The sequence below is a fragment of the Polynucleobacter asymbioticus genome, from assembly GCF_018687575.1.
GTDB classification, from domain to species: domain Bacteria; phylum Pseudomonadota; class Gammaproteobacteria; order Burkholderiales; family Burkholderiaceae; genus Polynucleobacter; species Polynucleobacter asymbioticus_C.
In genome coordinates this window covers 731,178-746,294 of sequence record NZ_CP061297.1, presented here as the reverse complement: position 1 = coordinate 746,294, position 15,117 = coordinate 731,178, and the positions used below count along the sequence as shown (strand labels likewise).

At 45.0% G+C, this 15,117-nt stretch carries 15 protein-coding genes; 3 read left to right on the top strand and 12 right to left on the bottom strand.

Features of this window, described 5'->3' with window-relative positions; all coding sequences use genetic code 11:
* Positions 1-22: 22 nt before the first annotated feature.
* Entirely contained in the window at positions 23-520 is a 498-nt protein-coding gene (locus tag AOC19_RS03630; protein ID WP_215377650.1) for an arsenate reductase ArsC, read from the bottom strand.
* A gap of 350 nt (positions 521-870) precedes the next feature.
* Between AOC19_RS03630 and AOC19_RS03625 the strand changes: the two genes are divergently transcribed.
* The 3 genes from AOC19_RS03625 (at position 871) to AOC19_RS03615 (ending at position 3,328) form a co-directional block, all read left to right on the top strand.
* Positions 871-1,701, top strand: a complete 831-nt coding sequence (locus tag AOC19_RS03625; RefSeq protein ID WP_215377649.1) for a hypothetical protein — start codon at positions 871-873, stop codon at positions 1,699-1,701.
* Between the two features lie 209 nt (positions 1,702-1,910).
* Positions 1,911-2,921: a CorA family divalent cation transporter gene (locus tag AOC19_RS03620; protein WP_251368078.1), complete on the top strand. Its 1,011-nt coding sequence runs from the start codon at positions 1,911-1,913 to the stop codon at positions 2,919-2,921.
* 182 nt (positions 2,922-3,103) lie between these two features.
* Entirely contained in the window at positions 3,104-3,328 is a 225-nt protein-coding gene (locus AOC19_RS03615; RefSeq protein WP_215377647.1) for a hypothetical protein, read from the top strand.
* 15 nt (positions 3,329-3,343) lie between these two features.
* Here the strand turns inward: AOC19_RS03615 and phoR are convergent, their stop codons facing one another.
* The 11 genes from phoR to AOC19_RS03560 form a co-directional block, all read right to left on the bottom strand.
* Positions 3,344-4,642, bottom strand: a complete 1,299-nt coding sequence (phoR, locus tag AOC19_RS03610) for a phosphate regulon sensor histidine kinase PhoR (protein ID WP_215377645.1) — start codon at positions 4,640-4,642, stop codon at positions 3,344-3,346.
* Positions 4,643-4,704: 62 nt separating this feature from the next.
* Positions 4,705-5,418, bottom strand: coding sequence for a phosphate regulon transcriptional regulator PhoB (phoB, locus tag AOC19_RS03605; RefSeq protein ID WP_215377643.1), 714 nt, complete (start codon positions 5,416-5,418; stop codon positions 4,705-4,707).
* A 21-nt stretch (positions 5,419-5,439) separates the two neighbouring features.
* Positions 5,440-6,147, bottom strand: a complete 708-nt coding sequence (gene phoU / locus AOC19_RS03600; RefSeq protein WP_215377641.1) for a phosphate signaling complex protein PhoU — start codon at positions 6,145-6,147, stop codon at positions 5,440-5,442.
* 12 nt (positions 6,148-6,159) lie between these two features.
* Positions 6,160-6,951 carry a phosphate ABC transporter ATP-binding protein PstB gene (pstB, locus tag AOC19_RS03595; protein WP_215377639.1) on the bottom strand — a complete coding sequence of 264 codons (792 nt, stop codon included), beginning with the start codon at positions 6,949-6,951 and terminating at the stop codon, positions 6,160-6,162.
* A 56-nt stretch (positions 6,952-7,007) separates the two neighbouring features.
* Entirely contained in the window at positions 7,008-7,874 is an 867-nt protein-coding gene (gene pstA, locus AOC19_RS03590; RefSeq protein ID WP_215377637.1) for a phosphate ABC transporter permease PstA, read from the bottom strand.
* Positions 7,871-8,860 carry a phosphate ABC transporter permease subunit PstC gene (gene pstC, locus AOC19_RS03585; RefSeq protein WP_215377635.1) on the bottom strand — a complete coding sequence of 330 codons (990 nt, stop codon included), beginning with the start codon at positions 8,858-8,860 and terminating at the stop codon, positions 7,871-7,873. The genes pstA and pstC overlap by 4 nt, the downstream gene beginning before the upstream one ends.
* Before the next feature lie 87 nt (positions 8,861-8,947).
* Positions 8,948-9,970, bottom strand: coding sequence for a phosphate ABC transporter substrate-binding protein PstS (gene pstS / locus AOC19_RS03580; protein ID WP_215377633.1), 1,023 nt, complete (start codon positions 9,968-9,970; stop codon positions 8,948-8,950).
* A gap of 111 nt (positions 9,971-10,081) precedes the next feature.
* Positions 10,082-11,428, bottom strand: coding sequence for a phosphoglucosamine mutase (gene glmM, locus AOC19_RS03575; RefSeq protein WP_215377631.1), 1,347 nt, complete (start codon positions 11,426-11,428; stop codon positions 10,082-10,084).
* A gap of 52 nt (positions 11,429-11,480) precedes the next feature.
* Complete coding sequence (gene folP, locus AOC19_RS03570) at positions 11,481-12,350, bottom strand: dihydropteroate synthase (RefSeq protein WP_215377629.1); 870 nt, start codon at positions 12,348-12,350, stop codon at positions 11,481-11,483.
* Between the two features lie 25 nt (positions 12,351-12,375).
* On the bottom strand, positions 12,376-14,253 hold the full coding sequence (ftsH, locus tag AOC19_RS03565) for an ATP-dependent zinc metalloprotease FtsH (RefSeq protein ID WP_215377628.1): 1,878 nt from the start codon (positions 14,251-14,253) through the stop codon (positions 12,376-12,378).
* Between the two features lie 127 nt (positions 14,254-14,380).
* The gene (locus tag AOC19_RS03560; protein WP_215377626.1) at positions 14,381-15,055 is read right to left on the bottom strand and encodes an RlmE family RNA methyltransferase; all 675 of its coding nucleotides are present in this window, start codon (positions 15,053-15,055) and stop codon (positions 14,381-14,383) included.
* Between the last annotated feature and the right edge of the window lie 62 nt (positions 15,056-15,117).

Sequence of the window (15,117 nt, the reverse complement as noted above, 5' to 3'; positions counted from 1 at the left end):
ACACTGCGCAGAGTAGCTCAAGCTAACTACTGTAATGAATGCTGTGAAGTTGGTCTTGAATTTGTAGCTTATTGAGAGTTTCAATCGGCAAGTCAATAAGCAGCTCTATTCGGTTACGTAAACCCATCTCAACCTGTTTGAATGCCTGAATAATTTTTTCATCATCGCTAGTTTTTGAGGTAGCTGGATTCGGGAATCCCCAGTGAGCCGTTGAGGGATGGCCTGGCCAAATTGGGCACTCCTCGGCTATAGCGGTATCACACAAGGTAATAATGAAATCCATCTTGGGAGCGCCCTCACGACTAAACTCATCCCAGCTTTTACTTCTCAGAAGCTGAATCGGATATCCCATGGATTTAGCCATCTCCAAAGCAATCGGATGAACTATCCCGCTGGGCTTAGCGCCTGCCGAATATCCCGTGAAGCGTCCGTGACTTAGTGTGGTGGCCAGAGCCTCCGCAATAATTGATCGCGCAGAGTTTTCATTGCAAAGAAAGAGGATGTTGTAATTATTTTCCATGGCTCAATAACTAAATAAGCTCATCCAAATTTAAGGCGTACTTTTGATCAACAATAAATACACTAGTTAGGTGCTCACTCTTTTCGTATTTTTCATTAAGAAATTCCTGCTTAATGCTAATACCATCAAGCGCATGGGTATCAAGATTGCGCCGAAATAGAGTTGATAAGTTGATATCGCTATGTTTATTCATGGCATTTCACAATAAGTAATGAAAGCTCCATCTTAAGAAGGAAATATTTCAGATTGATTGCAATTGCTAACTGAATTCACCAAGCAATTGGAGCACTTTGTGACATCGAATTGTCATGTTTCATGACTAAAGTTTAGGCTTTAGGCATTTAAGTTAGATGCGATCGATTGCCCTTCTCTTACTGCTGATTCCGCTTGTATGTAACGCGTTTGAGCCACTGAATACAGATGACGCAGGTACAGTACCAAAGGGTTTAAATCAAATTGAGCAGTATTTTTTCACCACTGCCTCACATGGCGGTGGATCAGCTAGCACTCCAGACGTCATTACACCCGGTGAAGAATATTTTGGTGGGCAAGGTGCCAAGGCCTTCCCGTTTACCTATATCCGGGGCGTGGCAGATAATGTTGAGCTCTCTTTAGGCACTACCTACTTTGCAGCCCCGAGAGGCAATTTCTCACCTTTATCGAACAAGGTAATAGCGATGAAATGGCGCTTTGCTGAAAATGATCAGTGGGGTTTAGCCCTTAAACCCAGCATCACCCTACCTGGATCTCCACAGCAGCAAGCTGCAGGATTGGATCTCGCGTTACCAAATTATGGCGTCAATTTGATTGCTTCACGATATTGGGATTTAGTAGAAGTTCACTTCAATGCAATGTATAGCAAGTCTCTCTACAACACCAATTACCAGATTGGCGCTGGCGTTACAGAAAATAGAACCAATATCTGGTTCTTTTCAATGGCACCCGTTTGGAGGGTGGCAAACAAGCTACGGCTGGCATTGGATGTTGGTCTAACTACCAATCCACCGAGCACAGAGCAATATCTAAGCAACTATGCTCTGGTTGCGGCCATCATATCGGCAAGTGACAGTCTTGATATCGGCATCTCTTACATGAAAAGCGCCGCAAATATGGGCATCATTATCAGCAATTCAGGTATTAATGCTTCCCGCTCAGAGATCGGGTTCACATGGCGGTTTTAGCTACCAAGACGGTGTTGAATATTCCGATTGCGATAAGCCACCTTGGTGTCGTGCCAAATTATCAGTACTTTCAGAAAAAAGCGTTTCATACAAACCTCCATAGAGTTAATCAAGATGCTTACCTGATTGATCTTATTGCTTGAGTATTTCAGCTTGATGTCAAATTCTTACAATTTAATAATATTTTTAGCTCCCTTTGGAAATTCATTTTGACCTTAATTCCTACACTCCCCTTCCCCATTAATGGTGTTGTTTTTGCTTGGGCAATGACATCCGATGGAAGAAATTATGAAATCCCCTTATTTGATATTGCGGACGCCTTAAGTAATTCAGATTTATCAGTTTGGTTGCACCTCAACCTATCCAACTCTCAAGTACAGCGCTGGCTTAAAAATACTTCCCTCATTCCAGATCGAGTTGTGGAGATGATCGATGAGGGCGTAACTCGTAGTCGCCTGGAGAGAATCGAAAAACTAGACGATTGCCTATTGATGGTGATGAATGATTTTGAGCAAGAGTTTGGAGATGATCTCAGTAATGGTGACTTAGGGACTCTTTGGGCCATTCTGACTCCACGACTCATGATCTCTTTACGAAATATCCCGCTGAGGACAACGGATCGCTTGCGATCTGATTTACGCTCTGGCTTACTCAATCCCCGCTCCGCAATCGAACTCTTTCATGAGCTAATTGATTTACGCGCAGAATACCTACGCACCCTCCTCATCAATTTATCTGAAACTATGGATGACTTGGAGGAACTTCTCCTAAAAGGCAAAGAGCTTCCCGAGCATGAGTTTTTGGGCAGGATTCGAATCCAGTGTAGCCGCCTGAGGCGTCAATTCTCACCCGAACTGATTGCCTTACATCGCCTACAAAAACGCCTTCCATACTGGTTCTCTGAGGACGATAAGTTCCGTCTAAATGAGGACTTAGAGTTGCTCTCCTTCTTGGTACAGGAAATTTCCAATCTGTATGACCGTGCAAAAGTGCTGCAAGATGAACAGGCTGCTCACGTTGCCGAATTCAATGCAAGAAACTTACAGGTTTTGTCCGTAATGACCGTGATTTTCCTGCCAATGACACTGCTAACCGGCATCATGGGCATGAATATGGAGGACCTGCCAGGCCTTAAGGAATCTTTTTATTTCGTGATGGCTCTCATGGCGGCTGCTGGCGCCACCGTTTATACGGCTCTCAAGGTCAGGAAAATCATTTAATGCTAGGCCACTAGATTACCAAAAGTCAGCTTTTGGGGGCAGTGACCTGGCATTGGGCCTGACTATTGCCGGCCGAAACCTCTTCCGATCCAGATAAATACCCTTCTCGATGCGAAAAAAGCAGTTTTGTCATATTTCTTTGATAGCATTTGTCCGTTCTTATTACTTTTACCTGGATATCCATGAGCGAATATAAATATGAAGATGCTGTAAAACAGCTTCAAGAGTCTGGCGCTATTGGCCTACAAGACTTTAAAAATCTATCCTATGAAGACTTAAACGAGCTGCTTGAGGAAATCAAGGTATGGTGCCTCTATGCCAATGGCAAGTTAGACAAGCTTCCTAAAGAATCTAAGAAAAAGAAGGATAAGAAGGATAAAAAAGATAAAAAGGATAAAAAGGACTAAGCAATACAAGTACCTTTAAGCTGAAATACGCTCCTTAGGAAAGCGAAGGGTAAAGGTGCTGCCCTGACCTGGCGTACTATTAATAATCAGTTGAGCCTGATGGCGATTCGCAATGTGCTTAACAATGGCCAGACCTAAGCCAGTTCCACCAGTATCTCTAGAGCGGCTTCTATCGACTCGATAGAAGCGCTCAGTCAGCCGTGAAAGATGCTCCGAAGCAATGCCCGGACCAGTATCAACCACTGAAAACTCACCCTCACCATGCTCATTTACGCTCCAGGTAACTTGAATTGAAGCAATATCGGGTGTGTATCTGATGGCATTGGAGACCAGGTTACCAAATGCAGAAAGAATCTCCCTCTCCTCACCCATCAGATTGTTCTGGTTTAAAACCTCAAAGCTAAGCGCATGACGGCCCTGAGAAAGTGCTTCTGCATCATTCTTCAACAACGCCATCAGAGTGGTAATGTTGATTTTTTCAATAGAAGCCGGCAAGGTATTTGCCTCTAGGTTCGCTAGAGTCAATAAATCCTCTACTAGACTCTTCATTCTCTGAGCCTGAGCCATCATCATTTCAAAATATTGACTTTGCTGAGACTTCTCAAGATCGAGTGACTGCATAGTCTCTAAGAATCCCATCAAAACTGTAATTGGGGTTCTCATTTCATGCGAAACGTTAGCCACAAAATCACGACGCATTGCATCGGCCTTCTGCAGATCCGTTACATCCTGAACGAGCAAGAGATGCCTCTGATCACCGAATGGGAAGATTTGTAACATCAAACTCAGATTAGAACTTGGACCCATCCTCTCCATCAACAATGGATCCTCAAAAGACCTTTTATATAAATACTGAATAAATTCGGGGCGTCGAATCAGAAAATTAATTCTCTGGAGCGCATCACGCTTGAAACTCAAGCCAAAGAAGCGCTCAGCAATGGCATTACACCACTCAATATGATCTTCGCTATCCAGCATCACAATGCCATTGGGGGAGGCCTGAAAAGCCTCAATGAAACGATTGTGTTGTTTTTCGATGGATAGTATTTGTTGCTTCAGATTACGAACTAAGCGCTGCAGTCGAAAAAAAATCTCCTCCCAGTAGCCGCTTGGCAGGGGCATGGATTCGACTGAGTCGGATAAGGTAAATTTTCTTAAACGGGCTAAATTAATGTAGGAATAAATTAAGGGCACTGCAAGCACCGATATTGCTGCCGCAACCCCGTAGTAATGGCCCAAATTGGAGGATGCTATATAAGCAGCAAGAAAAGCTAGGCAAATAAGCAGAATAAAGCGGGAAATAACGGATAACATTAGACAATCTTAGAGCATTTGCTCAATCGGATCCAAAACTCTGGTGTCAGGCCTGATTCTAATTAGGTCTGGGTTGGCGTCTTAGTAATACGATAACCACTTCCACGAACCGTCTCAATATAGCGATCACAGTCCGTAGGTGACAAAGCGGCTCTTAACCTCTTAATGTGAACGTCTACAGTCCGTTCCTCGATATAAACCTCATTTCCCCAGACCTTATCCAGCAAATTTGCCCGAGAATGCACCCTTTCAGGATTGGCCATCAGGAACTGTAAAAGACGATATTCGGTAGGCCCCAAGGGAATGGATTGAGGCTCGATATTAGGCCAGACAGCCGTTACACGATGAGAGAGTGGATCCATTCTTAATGGGCCGACAGCTAAAGGCCCAGAGTCTTCTACTGGGGTTTGGCGACGTAAAAGTGCTTTTACACGCGCAACCAGCTCTTTGGGCGAGAAAGGCTTAGTTACATAGTCATCTGCACCAGAATCTAGGCCTAGAACCTTATCTGACTCGTCACTTTTAGCCGTAAGCATGAGGATGGGTAGAGAGCGAGTACGCTCATTCAAGCGCAGCTCTTTAGCAAATTGAACACCTGATTTACCAGGGAGCATCCAGTCCAAGATTAAAAGGGATGGCAGCTCATCTCGCATCAAATTCATGGCGAGATCAGTCTGAAGAGCCCTCTCCACTTCATAGCCTGCATGAGTCAGGTTGATTGCAATGAGCTCAGCAATCGAAGGCTCATCCTCAACAATCAATATTCGGTGAGTCATCTGGGATTCCGCTTTGACTAGTTACGGTTTATTTGCCTCGCGAACCAAATCCTCATGGGGGATATGACGCACATCGGAGCCTTTAGCAATGTAAATAACGAATTCAGCAATATTCTTTGCGTGATCGCCAATACGTTCAATTGCCTTAGCAATAGTCAACATATCTAGGCCCGTGGAAATAGTATGTGGATCTTCCATCATGTATGAAATTAGCTTACGAACAAAGCCTCTAAATTCTTCATCAATTTGACGATCCTCCTGTACAACCTCGGCAGCAGCAACCGTATCTAAACGAGCGAATGCATCCAAGCTGCGGCGCAGTGATGAAATAGCCATCTGACCTGACAAGCGAATCTCCGCCACATTGATATTGTGGGTTGCGCCCGACTCAATGAGACGCTTAGTTCTTTTGGCTACACGCTCTGCTTCATCACCAGCACGCTCTAAATTAGTAATCGCCTTAGAAACAGCCATCACTAAACGTAAATCACGAGCTGTAGGCTGGCGACGAGCGATCAACTCAGTGCACGCCGAGTCAATTTGAATTTCTAGATCGTTGACTAATTTCTCATTAGCAATAACGATGTTGCAGGTATCAACATCCATTTGCGTAAAAGCACGCATCGCCGAAGAAATTTGAGACTCAACTAAGCCGCCCATCTCCAACAAACGACTAGAGAGGGAATTTAAATCAGCATCAAACTGCGAGGAAAGGTGTTTATCTGGCATATTCATCTCCAATTAACCGAATCGACCGGTTATGTAATCTTCTGTTTCTTTACGTTTAGGCTTGATGAAGATTTCATCTGTTTTGCCATATTCAATCAGGCTTCCAAGGTACATATAAGCAGTGTAATCCGATACACGGGCTGCCTGCTGCATATTGTGAGTAACGATAGCAATCGTGTACTCATGCTTTAACTCATTAATCAGCTCTTCAATCTTACCCGTAGAAATTGGATCCAAGGCAGAGGTCGGCTCATCGAGCAAAATCACAGATGGCTTAACAGCTACACCGCGAGCAATACATAAGCGCTGCTGCTGACCACCGGACAAAGACAAGCCGCTTTGATTTAATTTATCCTTGGCTTCATTCCACAATGCAGCTTTATTCAAAGCCCATTCAACTCGCTCATCCATTTCAGAGCGAGAAAGCTTTTCATAAAGACGCACGCCAAAAGCGATGTTCTCGTAGATAGACATTGGGAATGGGGTTGGCTTCTGGAAAACCATACCAATACGTGAGCGCAGTAGGTTTAAGTCCTGCCCTGACTCCAAAATATTTTGGCCATAGAAGTTAATCTCACCCTCAGCGCGCTGACCTGGATAAAGGTCATACATGCGATTTAAGGTGCGAAGTAAAGTAGATTTACCGCAACCGGATGGTCCGATGAATGCGGTAACCTTACCCTCTTCGATATCTAAATTGATATCCTTCAGACCCTGAAAAGATCCATAAAAGAAATTTAAATTGCGTACTTCAAGTGCATTTTTGACTTCTTTACCTGCTTGCATATTAGTATTGTCGATCATTCTATTTCCTTGACTATCGATTGTATTTAAGTCAAACATTGTTTTCATATCAGCCATTAACTTTGCACTTTTTCACGGAAGACAACACGGGCGAGGATATTTAATCCAAGCACTGCAAATGTAATTAGCAAAGCGGCGGCCCAAGCGAGGTCAACCCAGTTGTCATATGGGCTCATTGCAAACTGGAAAATGACCACTGGTAAGTTCGCCATCGGGGCATTCATATTGGTAGAGAAAAACTGGTTATTCAAAGCAGTAAAGAGCAACGGTGCGGTTTCTCCACTAACACGTGCGAGCGCGAGCAGAATACCGGTGATCACCCCACTTTGAGCTGCACGCAAGGTAATCATGAAGGCCACCTTCCACTTCGGAGTACCCAAAGCATATGCAGCTTCGCGCAAGCTGCCTGGAACTAAACGCAACATATTCTCAGTCGTACGTACTACTACTGGAATAGCAATTAAAGCCAATGCAATTGTGCCAGCCCAACCGGAAAAGTGCCGAACTTGTGCGACCACAATCGCGTATACAAATAGTCCAATCACAATTGATGGTGCAGATAGCATGATATCTGTCACAAAACGCGTAATCGAGGCTACCTTACTTCTATCGCCATACTCAGAAAGATATAAACCTGCTAATACACCGATTGGAGTGCTGATCAAGGTGCAGCTGGCGACAATCATGAGACTTCCAAGAATTGCGTTTGCCAAACCACCACCCTCAGATCCAGGGGCAGGTGTGCTTTGTGTAAACACATCAAAATTGATTGAGGAAAATCCCTTAATAAAGAGAATACTCAAAATCCACAATAGAAATGCCATACCTAAAACCATGGCACCAGTAGAAAGCACTAAACCAATTTTATTTGCACGCTTTCGTTTAGCAAAAATCGCAGGGTCAATATTCGATAAGCCGTTCATGTTTTCAATCCCTGTTTTTTCTCCATATTCATTAACATCCACTTCGCAATAGCCAGCACAATGAATGTAATCATAAATAGCGCAAGACCTAGAGCAAATAAAGAGGAGTAATGGGGTCCTAGCTCAGCTTCGCCAAACTCATTTGCAAGCGTTGAAGCAATGGAATTCCCTGGGGCAAAAAGTGATGCAGATAAACGATGGGCATTACCAATCACAAATGTCACAGCCATAGTCTCACCGAGTGCTCTACCTAAACCCAGCATGATCCCGCCAATAACACCCGCTTTGGTGTAAGGGAGAACAACATTCTTAACCACTTCCCAAGTAGTGCACCCAATTCCGTAGGCAGACTCTTTTAAAACTGGTGGAACGATTTCAAATACATCACGCATTACAGAGGCAATAAATGGCAAAATCATCATCGCCAAAATTAATCCAGCGCACAAGATACCGATGCCGTTAAAAGCGCCAGAGAATAAAATTCCTAAACCTGGAACTTGTCCAAGAGTGGCAGCCAGGGCCGGCTGAATATAGTCCGCAAATAGAGGGGCAAAAATAAACAAGCCAAACATACCGTAAATAATTGATGGCACTGCAGCAAGTAATTCAACTGCGGTACCCAAAGGCCTACGCAATGGGCCTGGACATAACTCTGTCAAAAATACAGCGATTCCAAAACTTAATGGCACAGCTATTAATAAGGCAATCAGAGAGGTTACGATAGTGCCGTAGATGGCAATTAAGCCACCAAACTCACCGTTAACGATATCCCACTCTTTGGTGAAGAAAAATCCAATACCAAATTTATCAAGAGCTGGCCAAGCATTAATAATGAGTGAAATGATGATTCCGATCAAAGCAATCAGTACCGATAAAGCAAAAAATTGAGTAATCGCATGAAACAGAAAATCTTGAATACGTTGCAACTTAGCAATTCGGAGTGCTTGAGGCGTCGGTGCTGAGTGAGACTGGGTCGATTCAATCATAAATTACGCTTATTTAAATATTGAAACAGCCCCACTTTGGGTGGAGCTGTTATTTATCAATGATTAAGAAGTCTTAATCATTACACCTTACTTAGTGACAACCTTAGAAAATACATTCTTACGGATGAAGTCTGTTGTAACGTCAGGCATTGGAACGTAGTCCAACTCTTCCGCCATTTTCTTGCCATCTTTGAAAGCAAAATCAAAGAACTTAATTACTTCAGCAGCATTAGCCTTGTTCTCTGGATTCTTGTAGATCAAGATGAAGGATGCGCCAGTGATTGGCCATGATTTAGCGCCAGAAGCATTGGTAATGAATGTACCCATACCTGGAATCTTAGACCAATCTGTACCAGCAGCCGCGGCAGCAAAGGTGATGTCATCAGGCTGAACAAATTGACCATCTTTATTCTTCAAAGAAACACTAGTCATTTTGTTTTTCTTGGCATAAGCATACTCAACATAACCAATGGCACCTTTAACGCGTGATACGTTTGCCGCTACACCCTCATTACCTTTACCACCAACGGATGACGTTGCAGGCCATTTAACTGCTGCACCTTCACCAACAGCATCTTTCCAGTTCTGACTTACTTTAGCCAAGTAATTGGTAAAAATTGCTGTAGTTCCAGAACCATCAGCGCGGTGAACTACGGTGATTGGCAAATCAGGCATCTTCATACCAGGGTTGTTCAACACAACACGTCTGTCATTCCAGTTGGTAATAGTGCCCTGGAAAATATCAGACAAAGTATCTGGAGATAATTTCAACTCATATGGCTTGACACCTTCCACGTTAATGACTGGCACTACACCGCCAATAATTGCTGGGAATTGAACAAGGCCATCTTTTTCTAAATCATCAAACTTCACTGGATTGTCTGTAGCGCCGAAATCAACAGTTTTTGCTTTGATCTGCTTAATACCGCCTGAAGAACCAATAGATTGGTAATTCATGTTGGCGCCTGTTTTTGCTTTGTAAGCTTCAGCCCACTTAGCGTAGATTGGGTAAGGGAATGTTGCGCCAGCGCCGGTCATATCGGCTGCAAATGCAACTGGGGCTACTGAAATCGCGCCGATCACGAGCGCTTTTTTCAAAAATGAGTTCATGTGGATCGTTCCTCAGATAAATTACGCAAGATTGCGATAGGAGGACGATACGATGTCTGTATGACTCTTTTATGACAACCCATGTCACAAAAAATAAATTAATAAAATCAATTACTTAGATGTAGGCACCTGATCAGCAATGCTCTTAGCCGAGCTCATGGCGAGGTCGCCATCTTGAGCCTCCACCATGACCCGCAGAACGGGTTCTGTGCCTGAGGCACGAATCAGCACCCTACCCGTTCCATTGAGATCGGTCTCTACCTGGTTTATCTTGGATTTGAGATTGGCATCCGCCTTCCAGTCATAGCCGGACTTGAACTTGATATTCAAAAGCACTTGGGGAAATATTTTGACGGAGTCTAGAAGCTGGGCCAAACTCTTCTTAGTCTGGCTCATAGCCGCCAGCACCTGTAATGCAGCAATAGTGCCGTCTCCGGTGGAATGCTGATCTAAGCAAAGTAAATGGCCTGACCCTTCGCCACCAATAATCCAGCCTTTTCGCTTGAGTAACTCCAAGACATAACGATCGCCCACATTGGCTCGCTCAAATCCAATACCCAATGTCTTAATGGCGTTCTCTACGGCAAGATTGGTCATTAAGGTGCCCACCACTCCACCAATCGCTTGACCACGCTCGATGCGATCTTTTGCGAGTACATATAAAAGCTCATCACCATTAAATAATCTGCCAGAGGCATCGACCATTTGCAGGCGGTCTGCATCGCCATCTAAAGCAATACCGAGATCTGCTTTAGTTTCTTTAACTTTAGCAATCAATGCTGCTGGCGCTGTTGCACCAAAGCCGTCGTTAATGTTACGGCCGTCAGGCTGAACACCAATAGAAATGACTTCTGCCCCGAGCTCATGAAAGACATGCGGTGCAATGTGATATGCAGCGCCATGCGCGCAATCAACTACCAACTTCATTCCCTTGAGATTAAGCTCGCCAGGAAAAGTGGATTTACAAAATTCAATATAACGACCAGCGGCATCATCGATACGAAATGCTTTACCCAATTCTTTTGAACTAACGCAGCCCATCGGCTTTTCAAGCTCAGCTTCAATTGCTAATTCAAACTCATCAGTTAACTTACCGCCCTCAGCGGAGAAGAATTTGATGCCGTTATCTTGATAAGGGTTGTGTGATGCAGAAATCACCACGCCTGCAGATAAACGCAATGCCTTGGTAAGGTAGGCAACGCCAGGGGTTGGCATTGGGCCGCACAGCATGACATCTACACCGGCAGCAGCAAAGCCGGCTTCTAAGGCGGCTTCCAATAAATAACCTGATACCCGGGTATCTTTACCAATGAGTACTTTACAGCGCTCACCCTGCTTTGTATTTTTGCTCAATACTTTGCCAGCCGCGTAACCTAGGCGAGTAATAAACTCCGGAACAATCGGAAATTGCCCCACTTCACCGCGGATGCCATCAGTACCAAAGTATTGTTTTTTCATGGGTTTAATTATAAAACTTGTGACCTTTTGTCTAGTGCGGTTTATTGCGCAATTAGCCTTGAATGGCTTCCCAGAGTTTTAAGGAGTCTACTGTCTCCTGAACATCGTGGACGCGGATGATGCGAGCACCGCGATCTGCAGCCAGTATGGCAGCCGCAACACTGGGCGCCACACGGTCGTTGGTATCGCGACCCGTTAATTTTCCCAACATCGATTTACGAGAGATGCCTGCCAATACCGGATAACCCAATTCCGAGAATTGATCAAAATCAGCGAGCATCTTAAGGTTGTGCTCCAGACTTTTACCAAAGCCAAATCCAGGGTCAATCGCAATTCTGTTTTTCGCGATGCCTTGGTTCTCTAACAAACTAGCGCGCTCCTGTAGAAATACTTTGACCTCAGCTATGACATCCTGATACTCAGGATCAAATTGCATGGTTTGGGGATCACGTTGCATGTGCATCAAGACAATACCGCACTGTCTATCTGAATTGACTCTGTCGCTCTCGATGATGGCTTCAACTGCGCCCTCTTGTCGCAATGCCCAAACATCATTGACACAATCGACGCCAGCCGCAAGGGCTTGACGCATAGTCTCAGATTTATAAGTATCAATCGACAAAGCAACACCACAATCTTTTAAAGCCTCTATCACCGGCAAGACGCGATCCAACTCTTCTTGTAGAGAAACAGGCTCCGCACCAGGGCGAGTAGATTCACCACCAATATCAATCATGTCTGCACCATCAGCAATCATGCGCTCTGCTTGCGCAATAGCATCACTTGGAGTTCTGAACTTGCCACCGTCAGAAAAGGAATCCGGTGTGGCATTGAGAATACCCATGACTACTGGGCGTTGACGTTTGCTAAAGTCAAAAAGAAAACGCCCGCAACGCCATGTTGCGGGCAGATTTTGTTTCATCACCTTGCTATTAGCTTGGGGCTAATTAAGCGGTCGCTGGCGCAGCGCCTGCAGCAGGACCTGGCGTACCAGCAGAGTTACCAAACTGGGTTGCTGGTGGAGGCTTAGGTGCACGTGGCGGGCGACCTTCCATAATGTCAGTGATCTGCTCAGCATCAATGGTTTCCCACTCAAGCAAAGCAGCCACCATGGCTTCTACCTTGTCGCGGTTCTGCTCAAGAATGGATCTTGCCAAGGCATATTGACTATCTACCAATGCACGAATCTCTGCATCCACCTTTTGTTGGGTCAACTCAGAAACCGTCTTGGAGCTAGTACGACCGAACATGCTTTCTGATTCGGTATCGACATAAACCATCGTACCCAAGCTATCACTCATACCGTAACGCGTCACCATGTCACGCGCCATTTTGGTAGCACGCTCAAAGTCATTGGATGCGCCAGTACTCATGGAGTGCAAGAAGACTTCTTCGGCAGCACGACCGCCAAACAAAATTGCTAACTCTTCCATCATGCGATCTTTATATAAATTCACACGATCAAATTCTGGTAACTGCCAGGTAACACCCAGCGCCATACCGCGGGGCATGATGGTGACCTTGTGTACCGGATCAGCCTTAGGCAATACCTTAGCAACTACAGCATGGCCAGACTCGTGATACGCCGTGTTACGACGCTCCTCTTCGCGCATGACTGCTGATTTGCGCTCAGGACCCATGTAGATCTTATCTTTTGCATCTTCAAAGTCTTTCATATCGACAGCACGCTTATTACGACGCGCCGCAAACAATGCAGACTCATTAACTAAGTTAGCTAAATCAGCGCCTGAGAAACCAGGAGTGCCACGCGCTAAAACCGCTGCGTCAACATCCGGATCAATTGGAACTTTACGCATGTGTACTTGCAAGATCTGCTCGCGACCACGTATGTCTGGCAAGCCAACATGTACTTGACGGTCGAAACGACCAGGACGCAGCAAGGCACGGTCCAACACATCAGAACGGTTAGTTGCCGCAACCACGATGACACCGCTATTGCTTTCAAAGCCATCCATCTCTACCAACATCTGGTTGAGAGTTTGTTCGCGCTCATCATTACCGCCGCCCATACCAGCACCACGGTGACGACCAACTGCATCGATCTCATCAATAAAGATGATGCAAGGAGAATTTTTCTTAGCGTTCTCAAACATGTCACGCACACGTGATGCGCCGACACCAACAAACATCTCTACGAAGTCTGAACCAGAGATGGAGAAGAACGGAACTTTTGCTTCACCCGCAATCGCACGTGCTAACAAGGTCTTACCAGTTCCCGGAGGGCCTACTAGCAATACACCGTGCGGAATACGGCCGCCGAGCTTTTGAAATTTTTGTGGATCTTTCAGGAAGTCAACGATCTCAAAGACTTCTTCTTTTGCTTCATCGCAACCAGCAACATCAGCAAAAGTAACTGTGTTGCTGTTCTCATCAATTAAGCGCGCTTTGGATTTGCCGAAGGAGAATGCACCGCCCTTACCGCCACCTTGCATCTGGCGCATCATGAAGAACCAGAAACCGATAATCAATAGAGTTGGTCCGAGATAGTACAAAGCAGAAACCAACATATTTGGCTCATCATCCGCTTTACCAGTTACCTGAACTCCGAATTTCATGAGATCGCCAACCATCCAAATATCTCCCGGGGAGATGATGGAATATTTGTTGCCGTCATTTGGAGTCACTTGCAGAGTGCGACCTTGCACATCAACTCGTTTTACTTTGCCAGCTTTGGCATCGTCCATGAATTGAGAATACGTGACTTGATTCTGGTCTTTTGGCTTATCAAACTGTTTGAAGACAGTAAACAAGACCAAACCCACAATGAGCCACACACCGACTTTTTGCAACATATTGCTATTCAAAAGGAGACCTTTGCCGGATTAATCCGGGAGTTAAAGCGGATTGCTATATCTAAGTATTTGATTCTACTACTAGGCTTTTTCAAGAGCTGAGAGCGGATTTATTTGATAAACCCCTGCTTTTTGGGGGTTATTTAGGTGGTTTGAGGTCGCGGCCAAGTAAAAAGATTTCCGAGGACTTCGCTCTAGAGGCTTTGGGCTTTCTGGAGGCCACGGTTTTGAAGACCTTTTTGAAGGATTCCACGATTTGACTGTAGCCACTGCCGTTAAAGCACTTAATGAGTAAGGCACCTTCTGGTTTGAGGTGCTGGACTGAAAAATCCAGGGCAATTTCTGCCAGAAAAGCCATGCGAGCAGCATCTGCCACACCCACCCCAGAGAGATTGGGGGCCATATCCGACATCACAAGATCGACCTTTCCTTCTGCATCAGCTGGCAAAAGCGCCTCAAGTGCCCTTAAACCCTCATCCTCACGAAAGTCTCCCTGAATAAAGGAAACATCGGCAATATCCTCCATTGGCAGGATATCGATTGCAATGATGGTTCCATCCGGCTTCCCAGATTCAATATCTGGATTATTTTTACCAAGTTCAGTCAGGCGATTACGGGCGTACTGAGACCAACTCCCAGGAGCACTCCCCAGATCCACAATAGTCATACCTGCTTTGATGAGTCGGTCTTGCTCGTCTATCTCACTCAGCTTATAGACTGCTCGTGCACGATAACCCTCTTTTTGGGCCATCTTCACGTATGGATCATTTAAGTGATCCTGCAACCAACTTTTATTAAATTTATTCTTTGCCACAACTTACCCACTTTCGGCATCCATTTTCCTTGTTTATGCCCTACAAGGCAAAAGGAATCGAC

Bases quoted from the DNA above. Each gene is read 5' to 3' on its own strand.
- AOC19_RS03630 (WP_215377650.1), bottom strand. From the start codon at position 520: ATGGAAAATAATTACAACATCCTCTTTCTTTGCAATGAAAACTCTGCG.
- AOC19_RS03625 (WP_215377649.1), top strand. From the start codon at position 871: ATGCGATCGATTGCCCTTCTCTTACTGCTGATTCCGCTTGTATGTAAC.
- AOC19_RS03615 (WP_215377647.1), top strand. From the start codon at position 3,104: ATGAGCGAATATAAATATGAAGATGCTGTAAAACAGCTTCAAGAGTCT.
- phoR (WP_215377645.1), bottom strand. From the start codon at position 4,642: ATGTTATCCGTTATTTCCCGCTTTATTCTGCTTATTTGCCTAGCTTTT.
- phoB (WP_215377643.1), bottom strand. From the start codon at position 5,418: ATGACTCACCGAATATTGATTGTTGAGGATGAGCCTTCGATTGCTGAG.
- phoU (WP_215377641.1), bottom strand. From the start codon at position 6,147: ATGCCAGATAAACACCTTTCCTCGCAGTTTGATGCTGATTTAAATTCC.
- pstB (WP_215377639.1), bottom strand. From the start codon at position 6,951: ATGATCGACAATACTAATATGCAAGCAGGTAAAGAAGTCAAAAATGCA.
- pstA (WP_215377637.1), bottom strand. From the start codon at position 7,874: ATGAACGGCTTATCGAATATTGACCCTGCGATTTTTGCTAAACGAAAG.
- pstC (WP_215377635.1), bottom strand. From the start codon at position 8,860: ATGATTGAATCGACCCAGTCTCACTCAGCACCGACGCCTCAAGCACTC.
- pstS (WP_215377633.1), bottom strand. From the start codon at position 9,970: ATGAACTCATTTTTGAAAAAAGCGCTCGTGATCGGCGCGATTTCAGTA.
- glmM (WP_215377631.1), bottom strand. From the start codon at position 11,428: ATGAAAAAACAATACTTTGGTACTGATGGCATCCGCGGTGAAGTGGGG.
- folP (WP_215377629.1), bottom strand. From the start codon at position 12,350: ATGAAACAAAATCTGCCCGCAACATGGCGTTGCGGGCGTTTTCTTTTT.